Raw genomic sequence first — 22,461 nt, forward strand, 5'->3', positions numbered from 1 at the left:
TTTGTTCTGCTGCGTTTTTTGATCTGCGTGGGGCACGATGGAGAACGATGAATATGTTAAGAATTCGGCCACTGAGGGCGGGCGACTGATCGGTCGTTCCCAGCCCCCGGAGACTCCAGGGAAGAACGGCTTCATCGGGAGCACTCTGGACACGATCGTGAGTGTCTTTGAGCGAGTGGCTGCGGCAAAATCGGATCGGGTCGCGATCGTTTGTGGAGAGGTTTGCTGGACTTACGGTGAGCTAAACGCAAAGTCGAACCAACTTGCTGAACGGTTACGAGAACTTGGCGTTCGAACGGACTCCTTCGTTGCAATTTATCTGGACCGCTCGCCCGAGATGCTGGTGGGGATACTTGGCATCTTGAAGGCTGGCGGCGCCTACCTTCCCATAGACTTTGGGTATCCGGCGACCAGAGTGTTGGAGATGCTGGAGGATGCGAGGCCGGCGGCTATATTGACCGCAGCAACTCTTGCGTCGGAGTTATCTGAAAAGTTTTCCGCGTTGTCTATTCCGGTTGTCGAGATGGACAGCGTTGATGCGCTAACGGAGTCTTCGTGGCTGAAGGATTCACCGCGTGCACGCGCCAGCGAGGATTTAGCGTACCTGATGTACACCTCGGGCTCGACTGGCAAGCCGAAGGGTGTGATGGTCACGCATCGGAACGTGCTTCGTCTTCTAGAGCAGACGGAGGCGTGGTTTCACTTCGGAGTGGACGATGTCTGGACGATGTTTCACTCCATCGCATTTGATTTTTCAGTCTGGGAGATATGGGGACCGCTGCTGACTGGAGGAAGGCTCGTGATCGTGCCTTTTGCGGTGAGCCGTTCGCCGCGTGAGTTTTACGAGCTTCTCTCGAGGGAGCGGGTGACGGTGCTTAATCAGACTCCGTCCGCATTCTTCATGCTGATTCAGGTGGAGCAGGATAGTACTCCTCTACCGCTATCCCTGCGTCTGGTGATCTTTGGGGGAGAGGCTTTGCAGTATCGCAAGCTCGCTCCGTGGTTCGAGCGTCACGGGGACACGGCGCCGCAGCTGGTGAACATGTATGGGATCACGGAGACGACTGTGCATGTGACATATCGCCCCATTGTCGCGGCGGAGGCGGAGTTGGTTCAGGAGAGCCTGATCGGGGTGCCTATTCCCGATATGCAGCTTTACCTTCTGGATGACGCGAAGAAGCCGGTGCGAGAGGGCGAGGTGGGTGAGCTTTATGTGGGCGGTGGCGGAGTTTCGCGCGGTTATCTGAATCGTCCGCAGTTGAATGCAGAGCGCTTTATTCCTGATCCTTTTGCGAGGGCGGCTGGCGCGAGGCTTTATCGCACTGGCGATCTTGCGCGGGTTCGGCCTGATGGTGAGATGGTGTATCTGGGCCGCAACGATAGCCAGGTGAAGATAAACGGTTTTCGCATCGAACTGGGCGAGGTTGAGGCGGCGTTGGCCGAGGTTCCGGGAGTGCAGCAATCTTGCGTGGTGGCGCATACGGATAAAACTGGAACGCAGCGGCTGGCAGCTTATTTTGTTGCGAGTCCGGGTGTTGAATTGTCTGCGCGTACTCTCGGGCAGTTTTTTATCGCAAGGATGCCTGCGCACATGAGGCCTTCGTCCTACACGCCTCTGAAGAAAGTTCCGCTCACGGTTAACGGCAAGCTGGACGCAGCAGCATTGCCTGCTCCTTCAATCGGCTCCGGCAACGTTGCTCCGATGGATTCCGCACCACAGTCGTTGTCTGAAACAGAGGAGCAGGTGTCGCGAGTGTTTATGGATGTTCTCGATCTGCGGGCGATTGGCCTGGATGACAACTTCTTCGATTGCGGGGGAACATCCCTGCTGCTTATCAGCGCTCATCTGCGATTGCAGGCGCACTTCGAGAGGCTGTTTCCCGTGACGTTGATGTTCGAGTGCCCGACGGTCCGGTCGCTGGCGAGGCGCCTTTCGGACAAGGGGTCTTCTGCATCAGAGAAAAGCGCAGTCCAGCAGCAGGCACAGAGGGCGAGAGGCGCGTTCGCGCGAGCTCGGGCAACGAAGGGTGTGGCGTCATGAATGAGCTTAACGATCAAACTCGGGTAACGGGCCAAAACGGAGGCGAAGAGCAGCTGTTGGATTGCGTTGCCATTATTGGCATGTCAGGGAGGTTTCCGGGAGCTTCGGATGTGGAGGCGTTCTGGCAGAATGTTGCCGCGGGGAAGGTCACGATCTCTCACTTCTCTGCGTCCGAGCTGGAAGCTAGAAATAGTGCCGGGCTCGAGAGCGGTCCTGACTATGTGGCTGCGCGTGGAGTGCTTGAGAACCCCGGCATGTTCGATGCTGAGTTCTTTGGCATCTCGCCGCGTGATGCGGAGAGCATGGATCCGCAACATCGGATCTTTCTCGAGACCTGTTGGAATGCATTGGAAGACGCAGGGTACGACCAATCGACCTACGCGGGACAGATTGGACTCTTTGGTGGATGCAGTCTGAATACTTATCTGCTGGCGAACTTGTGTCACGATCGAGCGTTTATCGATGAGGTGACCGGGAGCTATCAGGTAGGCGAATTCCGGTCGTTTATGGGAAACGACAAAGACTTCCTGACGACTCGCGTTGCCTACAAGTTGAATCTGCGCGGGCCATGCATCAGTGTGGCGTCAGCATGCGCGACGTCGCTGGTGGCGATCGCTCAGGCGAGTCAGAGTCTGTTGAACTACCAGTGCGACATGGCGCTCGCTGGTGGAGTTTCGGTGACGTTTCCGCAGAAACGCGGACATCTGTACTCCGAAGGAAGTATTGGATCGAAGGATGGATTCTGCCAGCCCTTTGACGCAGCCGCGACGGGTACGGTGTTTAGTCACGGTGTGGGTGTGATTCTGTTGAAACGGTTGGAGGATGCAATCGCGGATCGCGACCATATTACGGCCGTGATTCGTGGATTTGGAGTGAATAACGACGGGTCGATGAAGGCCGGATACATGGCTCCGGGCGTGGACGGCCAATCGGGAGTGATCGCTGCGGCGCAGGCGATGGCCGGAGTGGATGCCGGCTCGATCACCTACATCGAAGCTCATGGAACCGCGACGCCGCTGGGCGATCCTATTGAAGTCGCCGCACTGACGAAAGCGTTTCGGCTGAGCACAGATGCGTCGGGATTCTGCGCGATTGGGACGGCGAAGGCGAACGTTGGGCACCTGGATGCAGCTGCGGGCGTGGCGGGAGTGATCAAGACAGCGCTCTCACTGAGCAAAGCGACGTTGCCTCCTCTGGCGAAGTTTGAAATGCCGAATCCTAATATCGACTTCGAAAACTCTCCGTTCTATGTCAATCGCGAGTTGAGTCCTTGGCGGTCTGACGGGCCACGGCGCGCCGGCGTGAGCGCATTCGGTGTTGGTGGTGTGAATGCTCATGTTGTGTTGGAGGAGGCGCCCGCTCCGTCATCCTCGATACCCTCCTTGCGTTCGGCACAGCTGCTTTGCGTGTCGGCGAGATCACAGTCTGCGCTGAAGGTTGCTAGTGAAAATCTAGCTCGGTATATCACGGAGCATCCTGAAGTTCCGCTCGAAGATGTGGCTTATACGCTCGCAGTTGGAAGAAAGCCGTTTGATCACCGCGCGGCGTTTGTCTGCACGGGCGTTGAAGATGCCGTTGCGAAACTTTCGTCGGCAAATCCGCAATCGAATCGAGTTGTGCCTGCAAAGCGGCTAGAGGTCGCGTTTCTTTTTCCGGGTCAGGGATCGCAGTTTGCGGGCATGGGCAGTTCGTTGTACGAGAGCGAACCGTTGTACCGCCGCGAGGTAGACGAGTGCTCTGAGATTCTTCGGCCTCTGCTTGGCCTGGACCTGCGGGAGATTCTTTTTCCAGCCGATATTTCTTCGCAGGAGGCTGCGGAACGGATTCAGCAGACGCAGTTTGCGCAGACCGGAATCTTCGTGACGGAGTTCGCGATGGCGAGACTCTGGCAGTCGTGGGGGATCGAACCGCGAACCTCTGCGGGCCATAGTATTGGCGAATATGTGGCAGCTGAACTTGCGGGCGTCATGAGTCGTGAGGATGCTCTCAAGCTGGTGAGTATTCGCGGACGGATGATGCAGGAGATGCCTCGAGGAGGCATGGTGGGAGTGCGGCTGAGCGAGGCGGAGCTTCAGCCTTATCTCTCTGCAGACATTTCGATTGCTGCACTGAATGCTCCGAAGTTGAGTGTTCTTGCTGGTCCGCTCGAGGCTGTCGAAGAGGTGGAGAAAAGGCTTACCTCGGATGGAGCGCTCTTTCGCAGGTTGCGGACCTCGCACGCATTTCATTCGTCCATGATGGATCCGATGCTGGCGGGGTTTGAGGCGGAGGTTGCCAAGATCACGCTGCACCGACCTGCTCGCCCCTATGTTTCGAGCTTCACCGGTACATGGATTGAGCCGAAGCAGGCGGCGAGTCCTCGGTTTTGGGCGGACCAGGTTCGCAATCCGGTTCGATTTGCCGATGCATTGAAGACGCTGATGTCGACTCCGCAGATATTGCTGGAGGTGGGGCCTGGGAACACGCTCGGCACGCTCGCGCGACAACAGCCCAATAGCAATGCGGCCGTTATCGTCTCTTCGTTATCGCAGAGGGACGAAAAATCGCCTGTTGAAACAGGATCGATCCAAGAGGCGCTTGGGCAACTCTGGCTTGCTGGAGCGACGCCGGATTGGACGAAGGTCTACGCGCAGGAGCAGCGAAGACGAGTCTCTCTGCCGACCTATCCATTTGAACGTAAGTTGTACTGGGTTGATCCGCCAGCTCACACTTCAAACTCGCAGATCGACGAACGACCAATTGTTGTTAGAGCAGAGAAGCTCGATGCACAACGCGCAGGTGAAGACGCCCCCGACGCGAGTGAGCCGTTGAAAGAGGAACCGATGCAAGAACGCAAGCTGCGGCTGCAGCCTATTGTTTCAGAGGTATTTACTCAATTGAGCGGGATTGAAGTGACACCCGATCAAGTCGAGCATCAGTTTTTGGAGCTTGGGCTCGATTCGCTATTTCTCACGCAAGCTACGCAGGGTATTCAAAAGAAGTTTGGAGTGAAGCTGACCTTCCGCCAGATTATGGAGCAGTACTCAACGATTGCGAGTCTTGCCGGCTATCTTGACAGCGTGCTTCCACCCGACGCGTTTCCGGCTGCGGCGCAGGTGCAAGCTGCTCCAGTGCAGGCGTCGACATCTCCAGTGGGCTTTTCCGTTCCGGCTGCGAACTTCGGGAACTCCGGCTCGTCGATGCCGGCCGGGTCTCCAGCTGAGCGGCTCTTCAGTGAGCAGATGGCGATGATGTCGAAGGTCTTCGAACAGCAGATGGCGGCGTTGCGTGCGACGACTGGATTGCCAGCAGTGGCTGCGGCTCCAACGCCAACTGCGACACCAGCTACGGCGCCGGTGTCCTCTGCCGCGTCGACGTCCGTCGCGCCATCATCCACAGGCGATGCCGCAGAGGTCAAGCATGGCTCTTACAGACCATTGCAGCCGCGGGTTCAGCAGGATCTGGATAGCGATCAACAAGAATATCTCGACGCACTCCTAGCGAAGTACCAGAAGAAGACGCCGGGGTCGAAACGTTTGACGGACAAGGCGCGGGTTCATCTTGCAGATCCACGCGCGGTTGCCGGGTTCCGTCCGCAGTGGAAGGAGATGGTGTACCCGCTTGTTACCGAGCGCGCCAAAGGATCGAGAATTTGGGACGTCGACGGCAACGAATATATCGACATCGTGAATGGATACGGTGCGATCATGTTCGGCCACTCTCCACAGTTCGTGCTGGATGCCGTGCATAAGCAAATTGAAGAAGGGGTTGCGATTGGGCCACAGTCACCACTGGCCGGTGAGGTCGCGGCGCAGATCTGCGAGCTGACGGGAAACGAGCGTGTGACTTTTTGCAACACGGGATCCGAGGCTGTGATGGCTGCCATTCGCGTGGCTCGCACGGTTACGGGACGCGATCGGATTGTCTATTTCGCCGGTGATTATCACGGCACCTTCGATGAGGTTCTCGTTCGCAACACGCCACGTGGGACAGTACCGCTAGCGCCGGGAATTCCTCTGGCAAACACAGGAAACGTGGTCGTGCTTGAGTACGGATCCGACGCATCGCTTGATTACATCCGTAAAAATGCTTCTGATATCGCTGCGGTTTTGATTGAACCGGTGCAGACCCGCAACCCCGGCTTGCAGCCCATTGCGTTTGTCAAAACCGTGAGGGAGATTACTGAGCAGGCCGAGATTGCTCTTATCATCGACGAAGTTGTTACTGGCTTCAGGCTTGCTCCTGGCGGTGTGCAGGAGGTGTTTGGGGTTCGCGCTGACCTTGCTACATATGGCAAGGTGATCGGCGGCGGGTATCCGATCGGCGTGCTTTCGGGCAAGGCGCAGTATATGGATGCGCTTGATGGCGGGGCCTGGCAGTATGGGGATGCGTCGATTCCAGAGGTTGGCGTAACCTTCTTTGCCGGGACCTTCGTGAGGCATCCGCAGGCGCTCGCGGCGGCTCGTGCTGTGCTCAATCATTTGAAGGCTGCTGGGCCGCAGCTTCAGCTTGATCTGAATCGAAAGACCGCCGAGCTAGCGACGAGGCTCGATAATTTCTTTGTTGAACACGGTGTGCCAAGCCGTATTCATCACTTCGCCTCGTGGTTTTACTTTACCTTCCATGGCGATGCCCGGTTGGGCAGTCTGCTGTACTACGCGATGCGTGAGAAGGGAGTTCATATTCAGGAGGGGTATCCCTGTTTCCTGACCACGGCGCACTCGGATGAAGACCTGGAGAGGGTTGAAGCCGTGTTCCGCGAGACGGTGGAGGAGATGCAGCGGAGCAATGCTCTGCCTAGTCACGGGGAGCAACATGTTCCAACCGCAACGGCGCATGTGGTTGCTATGCACCCCGCTGCTTTGAAAGAGACACAGGCACAGGTTCCAATTACTGAGGCTCAGCGAGAGATTTATTTCGCCGCCGCGCTCGGCGATGAGATGAACTGCGCTTTCAACGAATCGGTGACGCTTCGTTTGCGTGGCAACGTCGATGAAAAGGAGTTGCAGCGCGCGGTCGAATCGGGGTTTGCGCGGCACGATGCATTGCGGAGCAGAATCAGCGAGGACGGTGAGTCAATCTTGATTGCGTCTGCTTTTGCGGGCGAGATCAAAAACGTCGATCTCCTTGCGTCTTTCGCAACGGCCGAATCTCGGGAGCGGGCGTTGCAAGAGGCGATTGAGCGAGAAGGGAAGACGCCGTTTTCACTGACAGAAGGACCGCTTGCGCGTGCCACGATCTTCAGGATCGCTGCGGATGAGGCGGTGTTGTTGTTTACCGGTCATCATATTGTTCTCGATGGATGGTCTGTAAACCAACTCTTCGAAGAGATCAGCAAGTTCTACAACGCGAAGAAAAGTGCGCCTGAATTGCTTCCTCTTCTTCCGTTCAGCAGTTATGCCATCGAGGAGCAGACCCGTCATAAGGCGGGTGAGTTCGCAGACAACGAAGCGTATTGGGTCAATAAGTTTTCCGGCCTTGCGCCGGTACTCGATCTCCCAACAGACAGGTCTCGTGCGATGAACAAGACCTATCACGGGGCGACTCTGAAAGGGAGTCTTGGGACCGCACTCTACGCAGACCTGAAGGGCGCAAGCGCGCGTCTGGGCTGTACGCTCTATGTCACGTTGCTTTCGGGCTTTCAGCTTCTATTGCACCGGTTAACTCGTCAACAGGAGGTTGTGGTTGGGATTTCGACTGCAGGGCAGGCTTTGTATCAGAACGCGAGTCTCGTTGGACACTGCGTTCACTTTTTGCCGATGCTGAGCCAGTTGACCGAGGAGGAGACGGTCAAGAGCCATCTTGCTGCGACTCGCAATGCGCTCTTCGACGCGTTCGATCATCAGGAATTTACTTATGGCAGCCTTCTTCAGAAACTTTCGATACCGAGAGATGCGGCACGGCTTCCGCTGATCGAGGTTCAGTTCAACCTCGAGAAGATTGGGGCTCGCATTGGCTTTGACGGTCTGGCGGCGGAGGTAAAGGCGAATCCGAAGCAGTTTGTAAACACGGATATGTTTTTGAACGTGATCGAGACAGAAGATGATCTCAAGTTCGATTGCGACTTCAACACTGACCTTTTTGACGAAGAGACCGTTCGTCGCTGGATGCACCAATATGCCATTCTGCTGCACAGTGTCGTGCGAGATGCGACGGTGCGGGTGGATGAGCTGCAGTTGCTGGACAAGGAAGACCGGTTGGAGATAGTAGAGGGCTGGAACCGGACTGAGGTGGAGTTCGGTCGCGAGTTTATTCCGATCCACCGGTACGCGGAGATGCGAACCAAGGAACAAGCGGACGAAGTCGTCGTCGAATGCGGCGCGAAGAGATGGACGGGAAGAGAACTGGATCAGTATGCGAATCGTGTCGCTCACAGACTACAACGCGAGGGGCTGAAGGCAGGACACCTGGTTGGGCTCTGCGTGGAGCGATCGGTGGAGATGTTGGGGGCGCTGCTTGGGGTGCTGAAGGCCGGAGGCGCCTATGTGCCACTCGATCCGCGGCATCCGAAAGAGCGGCTGGAGATGGTGCTCGATGACGCTGGCGCTCCGCTGCTGGTGGTGGGTAGTTCGTTCGCATCGGCGCAGCCCGCATTTAGAACGACTGCAAAGATTGTGGTGTTGGACGCAAAGATAGCGGAGGAGAGCGACTCGTCGCCGCAATTGTCGACTGCCGCAGATTCGCTGGCGTATGTGATTTACACCTCTGGTACGACGGGAAGGCCGAAGGGCGTCGCCATTGAGCACAGCGCACTGATGAACCTGTTGCGATCGATGGAGCGTGAGCCTGGGTTGAGTCGGGCGGATGTCCTGGTGGCGGTGACGACTCTTGCCTTTGATATTGCAGGATTGGAGCTGCTGCTGCCGTTGTTGACGGGAGCGCGGCTGGTGATTGCGAACGAAGAGCGGGTTGCGGATGGCTACCTGTTGTTGCAACTGTTGCAGAGTAGTAAAGCGACCGTACTGCAGGCCACTCCCGGCACATGGAGAATGTTGATCGATGCAGGCTGGAGCCGCGAGCTTCCGTTGAAGGTATTATGCGGTGGTGAAGCGCTGCCGCGGGATTTAGCGGATCAACTGGTGGAGAGAAGTGATCAGGTGTGGAACGTCTATGGGCCGACTGAAACGACGATCTGGTCGTCTGCTACGCGCGTTACAGCTGGTACGGGGCCGCTGCTGATCGGACCGCCAATAGCGAATACGCAGTTTTATGTGCTCGATCATCGTTTGCAGCCCGTGCCTGTGGGAGTTGTGGGGGAGCTTTACATCGGAGGTATGGGGCTGGCGCGTGGATATTGGAAGCGCCCTGATCTAACGGCCGAACGTTTCCTGGCTAACCCATTTGCGCAGGGTCGTATGTATAAGACGGGGGACCTTGGTCGCTGGCATATCGATGCACAAGGACAGGGAAGGGTTGAGTTGCTCGGCCGCACAGACTTCCAAGTGAAGATTCGCGGCTATAGAATCGAGTTGGGGGAGATTGAGGTTGCCTTGAACAGGCACCCTGCAGTCCGCGAGGCTGTCGTCGTTGCTCACACGAGCAAGGGCGCGGGGACGGCAATCACTCGGTTGGTGGCTTATGTCGATGCGGGCAATTCCGCAGAGCACGCCTCTGCGCTTACAGCAGATCTGCTCACGATGCTCGCTGGCTCGCTGCCCGAGTACATGATTCCTGCTACGATTCTGCCGCTGCCACAACTTCCCCGATCTCCGAATGGAAAGATAGACCGCAAGACTTTGCCGGATGCAGAGACCTTTCTCAAGGCAGGTCTTCACTTCGCGCAACGACCGTTCGCTGCCGCCACAACGCCGGAACAAAAAAAGCTTGCTGAGATTTGGGCCGAGGTGTTGATGCTCGATCGCGTTAGCATCACAGATAGTATCTTTGAGCTGGGTGCGGACTCTTTGCTCATCTTCCGAATCGCCGCACGCTCTCAGAAGGAAGGTTTGAACGTAACGGCAGCGCAGATATTCAAATATCGGACGATTTTGGCGTTGTCCGATGGATTGGGACCACATGTGGTGACGAATTCCAACATGATTAAGGTAGCGCCGCGTATTGCTGTCGCTCCACGGAAGAGCTATCGCGGTGAAGGTGGGACGCGCGGATGAAGCAACAATCTCAAGCGGCGACGGGGGGCACTACGAACACTCCAGAGGAAATGCCCGTCGTAGCCTCGATGGTGCCGCCGGCGGACGAAGTGTACGTGATGGCCGCCACGCAGGGACAGATTCGCTTCTGGTCTTTGGACCAGATGCATCCCGGGAACCCCGCGCTCAATATGCCGCTGATGTGGCAGTGCCGGGGCGAATTGAATGTAGATTTGCTGGCCAAGGCTTTTACTCTGGCGGTGCGCCGGCACGAGATGCTGCGAACGACCTTCGCGATGGTGGATGGAAAACTTTCGCAGATCATCGGAGGGCCTTACAGCGTTGCGTTACCTGTTAAAAACCTGCAGCACATACCTGATGCAGCTAACTCACCGGAGGTGGGGAAACTAATTCGCGAACATGCGGCCTATCGCATGGATCTGCATAGCGGACCGCTTCTCGTACTTAAACTTCTGAAGTTCGCTCCACAGCATCATCTGTTATTAGTCACGATGCATCACATCATCTGTGATGGCATCTCTCTTGGCATACTTTTGCGCGATATTGCCGTCTTCTATGAAGCTTTGATGGAAGAGAAGGAAGCTGTTCTGCCGGAGTTGCCCATCCAGTTTGCTGACTTTGCTGTATGGCAAGAGGAGTGGCGAAAAAGCGAGGCAGCAGAAACGTCGCTCAACTTCTGGCGCAAGACACTCGGGACAAACTTTGGGCGTATCGAGCTTCCGCATGATGCTACTCCTGAGGGAGTGCGAGATACTCTGACAGATTCCGAGTCAGGAGATATCGAGACGTTTCTTATCTCCCCTGAGCTCACCGCGCGAGCTCATGAGTTTTGCAAAGATCAAAATGTGACGCTGAATATTCTATTGTTCAGCATATTTTGCGCTCTTCTTCACCGGGTAACTGGCCAGCGGGACATTGTCGTTGGGTCTCCATGTGCGAACAGGAACGAGGACACCGAAGAGCTGATCGGTCTCTTCATGAATATCCAAGTGCTTCGTGTCGGGATCGAGGCCCATGAGACCTTTCGATCTTTGCTTACGAAGGTGCAGGATTGGACCCTTGGCGCTTACGAAAATCAGGAGCTCCCATTCGAGGAGCTGATCTACGATTCTCATTTTTCTTACGACAATACTTCGTTCGAAATTCCAATCTTCTTTCTCTACCAAAAGTCTTTCATGGTGATTCAGCGCGTTGCCGGGCTTGAAATTACGCCACTGCGATCGATGAGTCCTGGTGCTGTTTTCGAGTGGATGTTCGCCATCGTCGACCGGCCGGAGGAAGGGCCGCGGCTGCAACTTGAATACAACCCAAACTACTTTCGTCCGAAAACTATTCAACGTTATCTGATGAGTTTCATCGCGTTACTAGAGTCTGCCGTCCGAGACTCGTCAACACATTTGGAGAAGATGGCTCCGTCAGACGATTTTCTTCCCGCGACACTTCCTGATATCCGGAGCCGAATTGTAACTCGCAGAAACGCGCAGCCGTTCCAAGAAAAGCAATTCGATGGTGGCGCCGAAATCATGGAGAAGCTGGAAGACCAGGTTGCGACCATCAGCGACCCGATCGAGGTTCAGCTGCTCGAGCTTTGGCGCTCAATGCTGGGTGTCGAAAGCATCTCCGCGGAAACCAATGTATTTACGCTTGGAGTAAGTTCGCTCTCAATTCTTCGGCTCGTCACCAGGATGAACAGCCTGTATTCCATGGGTTTCGGCCTCGCCAGCCTAATCTCTGCACCGACGATTAAGATGGTCGCGGAGTTGGTACGCAAACGTTACGCGCCTAACACGGTGACGTCGCTCGTGCCGATCCAACCCGTGGGCACGAAGCGCCCTCTCTATATTGTCCATGGTGCTGGAGGAAATGTAGTCAACTTCTATGGCCTCACGACAAGAATTGGCGCAGATCTACCAGTCTATGGAGTGCAGGCACAGGCGCTTGAGGTGGACCAGCCAGCGCTGCTGCGCCTCGAGGATATGGCCGCGCACTACCTGATGGAGATTCGACGAGTTCAGCCAAAGGGCCCCTATCACTTGCTCGGCTATTCCTTTGGCGGAATTGTAGTACTCGAGATGGCCCACCAATTACTCGCTGCGGGCGAAGCGGTTGGCCTGTTGGGCATGCTGGACACGAGAGCGAGGGACTACATCGAAGATCGGCCGACAGAATCATCCTCGAACAATGGGCGCGGGAGCCAACATGGCGCTCTTGCAGGATTTTTTCGCAGCCACCTCGGCCATGGGAGCGCAAAAGGATGGTGGGAGTTTTTTGTCAAAGACCTCCAGGAACGCAGAGTTCGTTACACAATTACGCTTGCTGCACGAATGTTCTCTACGTTGCCAGCCTTCCTGAAGAATACGCATGAAATCAACGCTGTCGCTGCGCGAAACTATAAGGTGAAACCGCTTTCACGCCGGCTGACTCTTTTTCGGGCCGCGAATCAGGCAGATAGCAGCATTCCCTCCGACAATGGCTGGTCGCCGATCTTCAAAGAGGGAGTCGAAATTCACGAAGTTCCCGGAGATCACTGGCAAGTTTTGTCTGGTCCGGGAATCGACGTGCTCGCGAAGGCGATTCATGGATGCCTCAGGCGATTTGATGAACCGACAGGGTAACGTTTTATTCGTAAGAACGCTCTATCGAGGCAGGGGCGGCTTCAGGGTTTCAATCGACGCTGCCTTGGCTTCTGAGCTCCAGTACTCTATCTGGACCTCTTGAAACGGACTCGGTGTTCCTGACTGTAGCAGGGAAGGGTTTGCGCCTCGAATTGTCTGATCGAAGAATGCAAGGACATACGCGCGAACGATGGTTTCTATCCGCGCCGGCGAAATATGACCAGGCTGCGTCCATCTGCGCCACGGGCTGACCAGGGGATGATCTGTGAAGTCCATGTGTGAGGTATTGCTGATGGACACCTTGTATCCACCAAATTGTCTGAGGCTTGCATCGACCTCGTTGCGATCGGTTGTATCCAGTTCGGCCTCGGCTCCCATGGCGTTTGGATCCTGCTGCTCAGTGCTAGTTGTTATTCCGTAGAGAAACATGGCGGGCTGGCTTGCCGCACGCTGCCGGATATCTCCGAATGTCCAGCCATCCATATTCAGTGCAGATTGAATTCGAGGATCTACGGAGCACAACTGCACGGCGGCTGCACCACCGAAGGAATGGCCGAGAGCGCCGGCTCGGTGTGTATCGAGTCGACCATACCATGGACTCTTTTGGTCGAGGTCGTCGCTTTGCAGCGTGTTCAGGACAAAGATCTCGTCTGCTACCCATTTACTGAGCTCTTTGTTCCAAATTGCTGTGATGTCGCTTGCCGAATGCAGGTTCGGGTCGATTGCGTCGCCACCATTGATGTCGTTGATGACACGATCTCCAGGCAGCACGACACGACTTGCGTTGTAGGTATGGTCAATCGAAGCGACGACATAACCGTGGCTTGCGAGATCCTCGGTAAGAAACGTATTCTGGGTGCGCCTTCCTCCCCATGCGTGGTTGAAGAGCAGGACCGGAAATGGACCGCCCTGAGTCGCCACGGGAGCATCCTCTCTGGAGTTTGTCCAGAGGACGCTGCGATAGGACGTAGCTGGAATTGTTTCTGACAATCTCTCGTAGGCGGCGAGATGATTGTTCGAGGGATCAGCCGGGTACCATATCTGCACCATGAGTTCCCTGGATGTTCCGGGCTTCTCTGCTTTGTCTTCAGTGCGACTGGAATCCTTTAGATAAACGATTCGTGTTCCTATCGGATACGTTCCCGTTGGTTTGGGCAGAGAGAACATGGGCACGATTAGGAGCATTCCAAACGTAGCAATTGAAAGCACCGCGACGGCGACGGCGACAGGTTTGTTCATCGCGGCATAGCGCGAAGTTCGACGAGACACAGGTATCAGTTGCCAGGCAACCAGCAGGATGAGTCCTGCCAGGACAGGGAACATCTGCCAGTGTGTTCCCTCATGAATTACGTGCCAGAAAGCGACCAGGACTGCGAGAGTTGTAAGAGGTCTCGACCAACCGGGGAACGATTTTGTCATCTGTGCTATTGCGGCAGCAAGCAGGATCGCAATCAAAATAACTTCGAATAATCTCATAGCATTTCGAGAACGCTCATCTGGCGACACGATGCAGCGGCTCGGATGACCTCTGAATGAACGTGAGTGCCGCCCGTCGCAGAATCTCCCTAAGAAGGTTTTCTCAAGGAAGCAAGCTTGTGCAAGGCGGCCTTCGCAGCAACCACGGCAACCATGGAGTGAGATTTGAGGTAGTCGATCGACGGAGACTGGCCGGGCGGACGTGGAGTCAGACCGAGTCTTCGAAGTGCGTGATTTGCGCGATAGGTATTCGCCCGAAGAGTGTCTCGAAACTGAACGTTTACATTGAGCGAAACAGAGACGTTGTCGTCGTTCTCGACCCAGTGGGGACAATTTACTGGAATATGCACGCCGTTTCCGGGGCGCAATTTATAGGAAGTAGCCCGGGCTTGAAATTGCGGCTTGTAGACAGGCGCATTGTTATCCACTGTCCAAAAACGCTCAATCTCCTCTTCAGGAAGAACCTCGCGATCGGCGCGATCAAAGATGTGAATTGTCTTTGTACCCTTGATCTGGAGCAGGAAGCTGCATTCACGATCGATGTGATACGTTGCAACGCGTTTCGGAGAAGTGACGAAGATGAGAGCATCTTCGCGAAGAATTCGAGTCTGTAGATCACGGTCAATCTTCGATTTGATCTTTTCCCATCCACTGCCGAGAAATATCTTGTATTTGGGATCCTTCTGGACGTCTTTGAACAGGAGCCAAGCCCCACAGGTCTCGATACGTTCCATGGTTTCGAGGACCGAAAACTGCTTTGTGGGCATCTGATCCCATCGCTGGTCGACCCGGATGTCCTTACCAGCGTCGTAGTAGATGCCGTCTGGTCTGGTCTTTTTCGTTCGATCCGCCAACTCCATGAGTTCAGGGATCTGCAGGAGTGGATGTTCCGCCAGGCTATGCGTGATCTCGAAGTGTTCGCGATCGAAGCCACTGCTCATCCGATCACTATCGGTTGTAATCCAGCACTCTTCGAGAAGGTCGTTCGAGATGGTTTGAGTCGACATAACTAGCACGTGCTCCCTAGCCAAAATTTCACGCAGAGTCTATTTCTCCAGACTTGCGCACACAATTAGAAATGCAAATACGGCTTAGTAACTTACTAAGGTACTTTTGCGAGAGTTCAACTTTTCGATCGAGGCTGTTGAGATCTCCGGGGTACAGGGTATAGCTTTTTCCCAAGAGAATCACTCAAAATCTTCAATTCTTGATTAGGTTTTGTTTCGGCGACAAGGAATTCGGAAAGTAATACAGCTGGTGAAGTTCGATTGGCATTCAGTTTCGCAATGAGCCGTCCGCATAAGAACAAACCTTCGTACACGCCAAGTGATGTTCAATCCGAAGTGAAACGCTTTTTAGTTTGCGGTCACTATAAGGAGAGGGTCGATTTGGCTCTCTGACAGACGTGCGGTATGCAAAATTGAAAAAGGCAGGGGTTGGAATAATGCGAATTGAACAAAATCAGCTATTGTCCCTTTGGACCCTTGAGATTCCTCCAGGCTGCGACGAAGGCATGGTGCATGTGCGCACATTCCTGGAGGCAGCTGGCGAGTGTGTAAATAATCTTGGTCTCGGGCGGACTAGCGGAAATCTTGCTTCTCTTTTGATCGCTCACAGGGCGATGGTGGCTCACAGTGACAGGTGTAGACAATGCACTGAAGCCCAGCTCTGAGAGCCTGCCATGCCCTCTATTGAGGGTATGTTTTCAACGACTTAGATGAGTGCAAAGGCCGGGTCAGAAAGCATATCGGATAGCACACGGAGGCACTGATGGCCTCGACCCTCGGTGAGGGCGACGAGACGTAACGGTAAGTAAGGACTGGGTTATGCCACGAGCGGAATTAGGCTTGGCGTAGGTCGGTAGGGAAGTAGAGGGAAGCGGTCCGCACCGAGCAGAGTAATCGGGGATCTCGTTTTCCCGACGGAGTACATCCATCCAGAGAATTAAACAAAAATGGCTCCCGTACTTTGGGGCCTTTTTCGCACTTTCTACTGGCTCGTATACCGAAAAGAGCTACTTTATCGGCCAAGTTCCATCGTCGGTGTCCTTGCTCTTGCCACTCCATATGATCCTAGGTCTTTTAGGATCTGTGGCGGGGACGACGGGGCTCGAACCCGCGACCTCTGCCGTGACAGGGCAGCGCTCTAACCAACTGAGCTACGTCCCCAAGAGTGTTTTCAACACTTTGGATATGTCACATAGAAGCAAGCGTTTCGCACCTTCGCTACTTTCGCCTTTTTCTACCTTGTCGCTGCGGGACTCGATTTCGGAGATGTTTGGAACTCGACGCAACGACAAGATTGAGTTTACCAGAAGATGGCGGCCTTTGGTGTCCATTCCCTCTAACCGGACCAAAAAGTGGAACCAACTGTGGATCGCTGGCGTCGTGTTAACGACTACTCGGCCGCCGAAGGCAGTGATCCGATCTTGATTAGCGTGCGTTTTTGTAGATGAGTTCCAATAACTCGTCGTACATTGCCTGCCTCTCCTCTGTGGATCCGGTGCGAATTGCCTGAGTTGCGCAGTGAGAGAGATGGTTCCGCATCAACGCTCTGGCCACCGAACGCAATGCCTCCTGCACTGAAGAGACTTGAGTAAGAATGTCGGTGCAGTAGCGATCTTCCTCGACCATGCGCTGGAGACCCCGGATCTGCCCTTCGAGACGTCGCAGCCGACGCAGGTTGGAGGCCTTGATCTCAGGATCGACTCCAACCGCCCTGCGGTCCGATTCGCCTATCTCGCAGCCGCACGATTCCACGATCGCGACGTTTTGCTTAGGATTTGCTTTCTTCGTCGGCATTTTTTTCCTTAGCGAAGCTGCAGCCGGCGTAATCGCAAGCTGTTTGTGACAACACTGAAAGAGCTGAGGGCCATGGCTGCGCTGGCTATCACCGGGCTCAGCATCACTCCAAAGGCTGGATAGAGTGCACCAGCGGCAACTGGAATCCCAATCACGTTATAAGCGAAGGCCCAAAACAGATTCTGTCGAATGACTCGCATGGTGTGGCGCGAGAGAGTCACCGCCGCCGCGACGCCATTGAGATCGCTCCGCATCAGCGTCACATCCCCAGCGTCCATCGCGATGTCAGCGCCACTGGCCATAGTCAGTCCCACGTCAGCCTGTGCGAGCGCAGGGGCATCGTTGACTCCATCTCCTACCATGGCAACCACGCGGTGTTCTCCTTGCAAGCGCCTGATTGCTTCAACCTTACCCGCAGGAAGCACACCCGCAATCACTTCATCGATCTTGACCTGCCGGGCAATGGCATGAGACGTGTGTTCGTTGTCGCCTGTAAGCATCACCACACGCAGCCCTTCGTCATGCATCTTGCGAATAGCTTCGATGGAACTGGGTTTGATCGTATCCGCAACAGCGAGAATGGCAGCAAGTTCTCCATCGATCGCGATCCATAACGGAGTCTTTCCTTCCTTTGACATTCGTTCTGCCGTTGCCTTCAGCGGCTCAGTGGTGACACCGCGTTTCTTCATAAGCGCAGGGTTGCCGATCAATATGATCTCGCCATCGACGACTCCTACGACGCCAAGTCCAGGGAACGACTCGAAGTCGTGCGCCTGGGGCAGGTTCAAACCACGTTCTGCTGCGTATCGAACGACCGCTTCAGCGAGAGGATGTTCACTCGCGCGCTCCAGTGCCGCGGCAGTGCGAAGGACATGGTGCCCGGCGAGGCTCGTGCTTTGGTTCGTTGCCATATCACTGCCGTTTGAAAGGAGTAAAAAGTCGGTAACCTCAGGACGGCCAGCTGTGATGGTTCCCGTCTTATCCAGCACAACGGTATCGATCTTCTCCAGTCGCTGAAGAGCCTCGCCACCCTTAATGAGAATTCCATAGTTGGCTCCCTGTCCCGTTGCAACCATGACGGCTGTCGGAACCGCCAGACCCATCGCGCATGGACAGGCAATCACGAGGACTGTAACGGCAGCCACGAACGCCTGCATCACTCCTGAGTGCGTAGCCAACACACGCCATGCAGCGAAGGTGACGATCGCAATACCCAGAACCGTCGGAACAAAAACCGCGCTGATGCGGTCTGCGATGCGTTGAATCGGAGCACGAGATCCCTGAGCCTCGCGTAGGAGGCGCACGATCTGTGACAGCATGCCGTCTGCGCCCAGACTTGTCGCTCGATACTGCAGCGATCCGCGCTGGTTCAACGTTCCCCCTATTACCTTGTCGCGGGTCGCCTTCTCGACGGGTAAGGACTCGCCTGTAAGCATCGATTCATCCACACTGCTCCGACCCGAGGTCACCTCGCCATCTGTGGGTATTCGCTCGCCGGGTCGCACCACCACGTGATCTCCGTTCTGAATCGACTCAAGCGGTACGCTGGTCTCGATTCCATCACGTAGAACAGTCGCAGTCTTCGGCTGCAGCTGGACGAGCTTTCGCAGAGCGCTTGCCGTCTGCCCCTTCGCCCTGCTCTCAAGCGTATTGCCAACCAGCACCAATCCGATGATCAGAATCGCGGCTTCAAAATAAACATCGGGAGCGATGCCGTGGGCGACAAAAAATCCCGGAGCAATCGTACTGGCTGCAGAGTAGAGATATGCGGCTCCCGTACCAAGAGCCACAAGTGTGTTCATGTCCGCCGTCTTGTGCCGGAGAGCAGACCACGCTTTGATGTAAAACCTTCGTCCTGCCCAGCTGAGGATGAACGTTGCGAGAGCAAAAAGGAACCAGCGGATCGTGTCCGCATTGAGGTCGTACATCCAGGGCAGCAAGCTACGCAACAGCGGATCAACTAATCGCATGGTCCAGTTCATCAGCGGATCTTTCATCCGCTCCGTTCCAGTACCACTGTTGATCGCCATTAGAGGCATCGACAAGAGCATGGCGGCGCCACCGGCGATGAGGCTTACCACGGCCTTCTGTCTCAGTTGCCGATACTCCCTCAACTGCGTCTCGTCGTGCTCCTCCTGTTCGTCAAGAACCGATTGGTGCTCCAGAGGAACATCCGCGCCGTAGCCGGTGCCACGAATTGCCTCTACCAATGCGGAGATCGATGTTGCACCCGGGTCGAACCTCACCGTGGCGTTATGCAGCATCAGGCTTACCGTCGCATCCTTCACCCCAGCCTGGTTGGCAAGCTCCCGCTGGAGGAAGGACTGGCACGTCGCACACGTCATCCCGGTGACGGGAATCGTGACGTTCTTAGCCACGCCGGAAGCTACGGCATTGCCGACGGTTCCGTCTTTGATCATCAAACTGCCGGACATAGCATCCTCGTTTTCACTTTTCGGTGCGTGCCTCGAACCCGATCTTGTTGACCGCACCGGCGATCTTCTCCACAGTGACTTGTTCCGGATTGAACGTTACGCTGGCCGATCCGACCTCAACGAAATTCACCTGAACCCCCTCCACCTTTCCCAAAGCAGCGGTAACTCTGCGAACACAAGCACCGCAATGCATTCCTTCAATCGACAACGCAACTGCTTCCTGCATGAAATTTCTCCTTCTACTGAGTAGATGCATATACCCCCCAGGGGTATTCAGGAAATATTCTATACCTACCCCAAACCGGGGGTATCGCGTGCCTACGCGAGACGCATTGCATCCATGGCGCCGCTCCAATACACTGTCTTAAGTCCCACAGAACCGCAACGGGCGGTTAGCTCAGTTGGTTAGAGCGCCTGCCTTACAAGCAGGATGTCGGGGGTTCGAGTCCCTCACTGCCCACCATATTTTCAATGACTTACGGTGGACCCATCCCGAAAGCTGGGAACAATAAGGATTTGAATCGGAAGAGAAAGGGCCACCGGATCATCTCTCGTGGCCGTTTTCCTTATTTGTGGAGATCGAATCCACACCCGCCAGGGGTCGTTTCTCATCTGCCACTCGAGCGTCTCATTCCCCGCGCCATCGCGAGCCGATTGATCGCCTCAATTTGGGCTCTCCGGCGCTGTAATGGCGTTGCCGGGGCGGCGATCGTCTGCGAACGACAATAGCGTGGTCGTCGTTCGCACGCATATTCAGGATCGAGGTGTCAGTTAGCGCTGGTGCTGCGCTGGCTGTCCAGTTACCGTATCAAGTAATGCGACTCTTTGCTGGACCATCCGGCTGGTTCGTAGGCAACTGAACTTCCAGGAGCGGCTTGGATCTGTAGGATTCGAGTTCTGTCTCTCCTCAAACGCACGCCCTTCAGGTTGATCATCTCAAATATTGACGTACCAATATGCGCCGGTCATTAACTAAAGAATGGAGTCTCCCACGGACGTCAGGAGTTCCAACCCACCCTCTGGGTTTACCGTTAGCTATTTGTGTCAGATCCTACCTGATGACAACCAGCGCTCAAGTCGATCCGCGTAGGTGCGGCTCGAGCGATGCTCCGAGCCGTCCGAAAGCTTCACCGTGAACTCGCGGTTCTCGATCGATCGCAGCTCCAGTATGCCTTTGGACTGCACAATTCGGGAGCGGTGTATGCGGATAAACTTTGCCGGGTCGAGCCGCTGTTCGAGAGACGCCATCGTCTCGCGTAACAGGTAAGAACGACCGTTGACGTGGAGTCCAGCATAATCGCCAGCAGCCCCAATCCACTCAACATCCTCCGCAATGACGATTTGAATGCGGGATCCAGCTTGCACCGTAAACCGGGACGCGAATCCATCTGAGGTGCGGTCCAACATTTTCATGACCCGCTGTGCCATGTCGGCCTTTGATGCGGAGTCGACCAGATCACGAGCTCGACCAACCGCTGCTGCGAAGCGTGTGTCGTCCACCGGTTTCAACAAGTAATGCAGCGCATGAGCATCGAATGCCCGCAAAACATGCTGCTCATACGCTGTCAGAAAAATGACTGCGGGCAGGTTTTCTCGAGGCACCGCCCGCAGCACCTCAAAACCGTCCATTCCGGGCATCTGGATGTCGAGGAACACAACATCGGGAGATCGTTCCATAATTCTTTCCACTGCGGAATGCCCATCTGCGCATTCCCCAACAATCTCGACATCCCTGAATTTGCGTAGCCTGAGAACGACGCCACGACGCGCCAAGGGTTCGTCGTCGACGATTAGAGCGCGCACGGGGAAGCCTCCAGCAGGTTCCGAGTCCTGCGTAACGGCAATTCCAGCACGACCTCGCAACCGCCCGCTTCAGGCCACCCAAGCGAGAACTCAAAATTCGCCCCGTAAAGTGTTTTCAGGCGCTCCGCCGTGTTTCCGAGACCGATTCCATTTCCATTCTTCTTCTGCTCGCCCTCACCACGCCGCCCGGAGTTCCCGATGACAATTCGCAACCTGTCGGCATCGAGCGCGCTCTTGATCGCAATCCACCCACCTTCGATCAATGGCGCCACTCCGTAGCGCACTGCGTTCTCAACGAGCGGTTGCAACAACATATTCGGCACTAGGGCATCCCGCGTTTCCAATGGAACAGCCATATCGATTTTTAGCCGCTTCCCCAGCCTTGTTTGCTCGATCGCCAAATACCCTTCGGTAAAGGCCAGTTCCTGAGAAAGCGTCACCTCTGCTGTGACTTCGGAGTCCAGGCTTGTACGCAGAAGATCTCCGATCTGTGCCAGCATCCGTGTGGCCGCAGGCGCATTTCCATCCAGAACGAGAGTGGAGACGGCATTGAGCGAATTGAACAGGAAGTGTGGATTCAACTGATAGCGAAGTGCAAGCAAGCGCGCCTCTCTGAGTTCAGACTCGGCGCGAAGTAGCCGCTCCTTTTCCATGCTCGATTGCTGCCATTGCTTAATGCTGAAGTACAGACTGCACCACATGAAGAGCACAAAAAAAGACCACGCCCAAACTGTAACCAAAGCGTGCCAAGGCACATGGTTGAAATTCTGCAAAATGAGACCGGCTGCAGAGGCTACAGGAATGGATATGACCATGGCCGCCGCGGCTGCTTTCAATTCAAAAGCGATCCAGGACCGCGATTGTCTCAGCAGCCAACGGCAAAAAGGCCGCAGGACAAAACTTCCCAGGAACATGAAGAAGACAGGCACCGTCTCTTCACGGAAGAACACACGCTTAGTCAAGAACGCATGAATGGATTCCAGAAGGTGGAAAAAATAAAAGCAGCACCATCCAATGATCTGGATTTGCCAGAAAGACCGCACGTTCAGGACATTCTGTCGATTCATGCATAGCATTTTAGCTAAAAGTGTGAATCGGCATTCCACGGCCTGACGCACGAAACCCTCGGCTCATCGCATTTCTCAATCGCCGGGCAGATTAGGCCTGGCTTATCAACTTCATTGAGCTAGGCTCTGAACA

The 22,461-nt window shown here is 55.3% G+C and carries 10 protein-coding genes and 2 tRNA genes; 4 read left to right on the forward strand and 8 right to left on the reverse strand.

All coding sequences use genetic code 11. From position 1 onward, the window contains the following. Positions 1 to 37: 37 nt before the first annotated feature. Genes RBB77_RS11175 through RBB77_RS11185 form a run of 3 tightly spaced genes read left to right on the forward strand, consistent with a single transcriptional unit; the run spans position 38 to position 12,746 of the window. Positions 38 to 2,041 (forward strand): amino acid adenylation domain-containing protein, encoded by a 2,004-nt coding sequence (locus tag RBB77_RS11175; RefSeq protein WP_353067402.1) that lies wholly within the window; start codon positions 38 to 40, stop codon positions 2,039 to 2,041. Then, positions 2,038 to 10,131 carry a non-ribosomal peptide synthetase/type I polyketide synthase gene (locus tag RBB77_RS11180; protein ID WP_353067404.1) on the forward strand — a complete coding sequence of 2,698 codons (8,094 nt, stop codon included), beginning with the start codon at positions 2,038 to 2,040 and terminating at the stop codon, positions 10,129 to 10,131. Before RBB77_RS11175 ends, RBB77_RS11180 begins: the two co-directional genes overlap by 4 nt. Continuing rightward, entirely contained in the window at positions 10,128 to 12,746 is a 2,619-nt protein-coding gene (locus RBB77_RS11185) for a condensation domain-containing protein (protein WP_353067406.1), read from the forward strand. The genes RBB77_RS11180 and RBB77_RS11185 overlap by 4 nt, the downstream gene beginning before the upstream one ends. Positions 12,747 to 12,767: 21 nt before the next feature. Here the strand turns inward: RBB77_RS11185 and RBB77_RS11190 are convergent, their stop codons facing one another. From RBB77_RS11190 to RBB77_RS11215, 6 genes are all read right to left on the reverse strand, one after another. Then, complete coding sequence (locus tag RBB77_RS11190; RefSeq protein WP_353067408.1) at positions 12,768 to 14,222, reverse strand: alpha/beta hydrolase family protein; 1,455 nt, start codon at positions 14,220 to 14,222, stop codon at positions 12,768 to 12,770. Between the two features lie 89 nt (positions 14,223 to 14,311). Continuing rightward, positions 14,312 to 15,229, reverse strand: a complete 918-nt coding sequence (locus RBB77_RS11195) for a hypothetical protein (RefSeq protein WP_353067410.1) — start codon at positions 15,227 to 15,229, stop codon at positions 14,312 to 14,314. A gap of 1,084 nt (positions 15,230 to 16,313) precedes the next feature. Further along, positions 16,314 to 16,390: transfer RNA gene (locus RBB77_RS11200), tRNA-Asp, on the reverse strand. Between the two features lie 264 nt (positions 16,391 to 16,654). Next, positions 16,655 to 17,023 (reverse strand): metal-sensitive transcriptional regulator, encoded by a 369-nt coding sequence (locus RBB77_RS11205; protein WP_353067412.1) that lies wholly within the window; start codon positions 17,021 to 17,023, stop codon positions 16,655 to 16,657. An 8-nt stretch (positions 17,024 to 17,031) separates the two neighbouring features. Then, positions 17,032 to 19,458, reverse strand: coding sequence for a heavy metal translocating P-type ATPase (locus tag RBB77_RS11210; protein WP_353067414.1), 2,427 nt, complete (start codon positions 19,456 to 19,458; stop codon positions 17,032 to 17,034). 13 nt (positions 19,459 to 19,471) lie between these two features. Beyond that, positions 19,472 to 19,684 carry a heavy metal-associated domain-containing protein gene (locus tag RBB77_RS11215; protein ID WP_353067416.1) on the reverse strand — a complete coding sequence of 71 codons (213 nt, stop codon included), beginning with the start codon at positions 19,682 to 19,684 and terminating at the stop codon, positions 19,472 to 19,474. A 160-nt stretch (positions 19,685 to 19,844) separates the two neighbouring features. On the opposite strand from RBB77_RS11215, the gene RBB77_RS11220 reads away from it, so the two are divergent. Next, positions 19,845 to 19,921, forward strand: a tRNA-Val gene (locus tag RBB77_RS11220). Positions 19,922 to 20,502: 581 nt separating this feature from the next. Here RBB77_RS11220 and RBB77_RS11225 read toward each other — a convergent pair. Further along, positions 20,503 to 21,261 (reverse strand): LytR/AlgR family response regulator transcription factor, encoded by a 759-nt coding sequence (locus tag RBB77_RS11225; protein WP_353067418.1) that lies wholly within the window; start codon positions 21,259 to 21,261, stop codon positions 20,503 to 20,505. Continuing rightward, the gene (locus tag RBB77_RS11230; protein ID WP_353067420.1) at positions 21,249 to 22,379 is read right to left on the reverse strand and encodes a sensor histidine kinase; all 1,131 of its coding nucleotides are present in this window, start codon (positions 22,377 to 22,379) and stop codon (positions 21,249 to 21,251) included. Before RBB77_RS11230 ends, RBB77_RS11225 begins: the two co-directional genes overlap by 13 nt. Between the last annotated feature and the right edge of the window lie 82 nt (positions 22,380 to 22,461).

It is taken from the genome of Tunturibacter psychrotolerans (assembly GCF_040359615.1).
Taxonomy (GTDB): domain Bacteria; phylum Acidobacteriota; class Terriglobia; order Terriglobales; family Acidobacteriaceae; genus Edaphobacter; species Edaphobacter psychrotolerans.

What these genes read in the sequence shown, in the direction of transcription:
- RBB77_RS11175 (WP_353067402.1), top strand. Translation starts at nt 38, where the DNA reads ATGGAGAACGATGAATATGTTAAGAATTCGGCCACTGAGGGCGGGCGA.
- RBB77_RS11180 (WP_353067404.1), top strand. Translation starts at nt 2,038, where the DNA reads ATGAATGAGCTTAACGATCAAACTCGGGTAACGGGCCAAAACGGAGGC.
- RBB77_RS11185 (WP_353067406.1), top strand. Translation starts at nt 10,128, where the DNA reads ATGAAGCAACAATCTCAAGCGGCGACGGGGGGCACTACGAACACTCCA.
- RBB77_RS11190 (WP_353067408.1), bottom strand. Translation starts at nt 14,222, where the DNA reads ATGAGATTATTCGAAGTTATTTTGATTGCGATCCTGCTTGCTGCCGCA.
- RBB77_RS11195 (WP_353067410.1), bottom strand. Translation starts at nt 15,229, where the DNA reads ATGTCGACTCAAACCATCTCGAACGACCTTCTCGAAGAGTGCTGGATT.
- RBB77_RS11205 (WP_353067412.1), bottom strand. Translation starts at nt 17,023, where the DNA reads ATGCCGACGAAGAAAGCAAATCCTAAGCAAAACGTCGCGATCGTGGAA.
- RBB77_RS11210 (WP_353067414.1), bottom strand. Translation starts at nt 19,458, where the DNA reads ATGTCCGGCAGTTTGATGATCAAAGACGGAACCGTCGGCAATGCCGTA.
- RBB77_RS11215 (WP_353067416.1), bottom strand. Translation starts at nt 19,684, where the DNA reads ATGCAGGAAGCAGTTGCGTTGTCGATTGAAGGAATGCATTGCGGTGCT.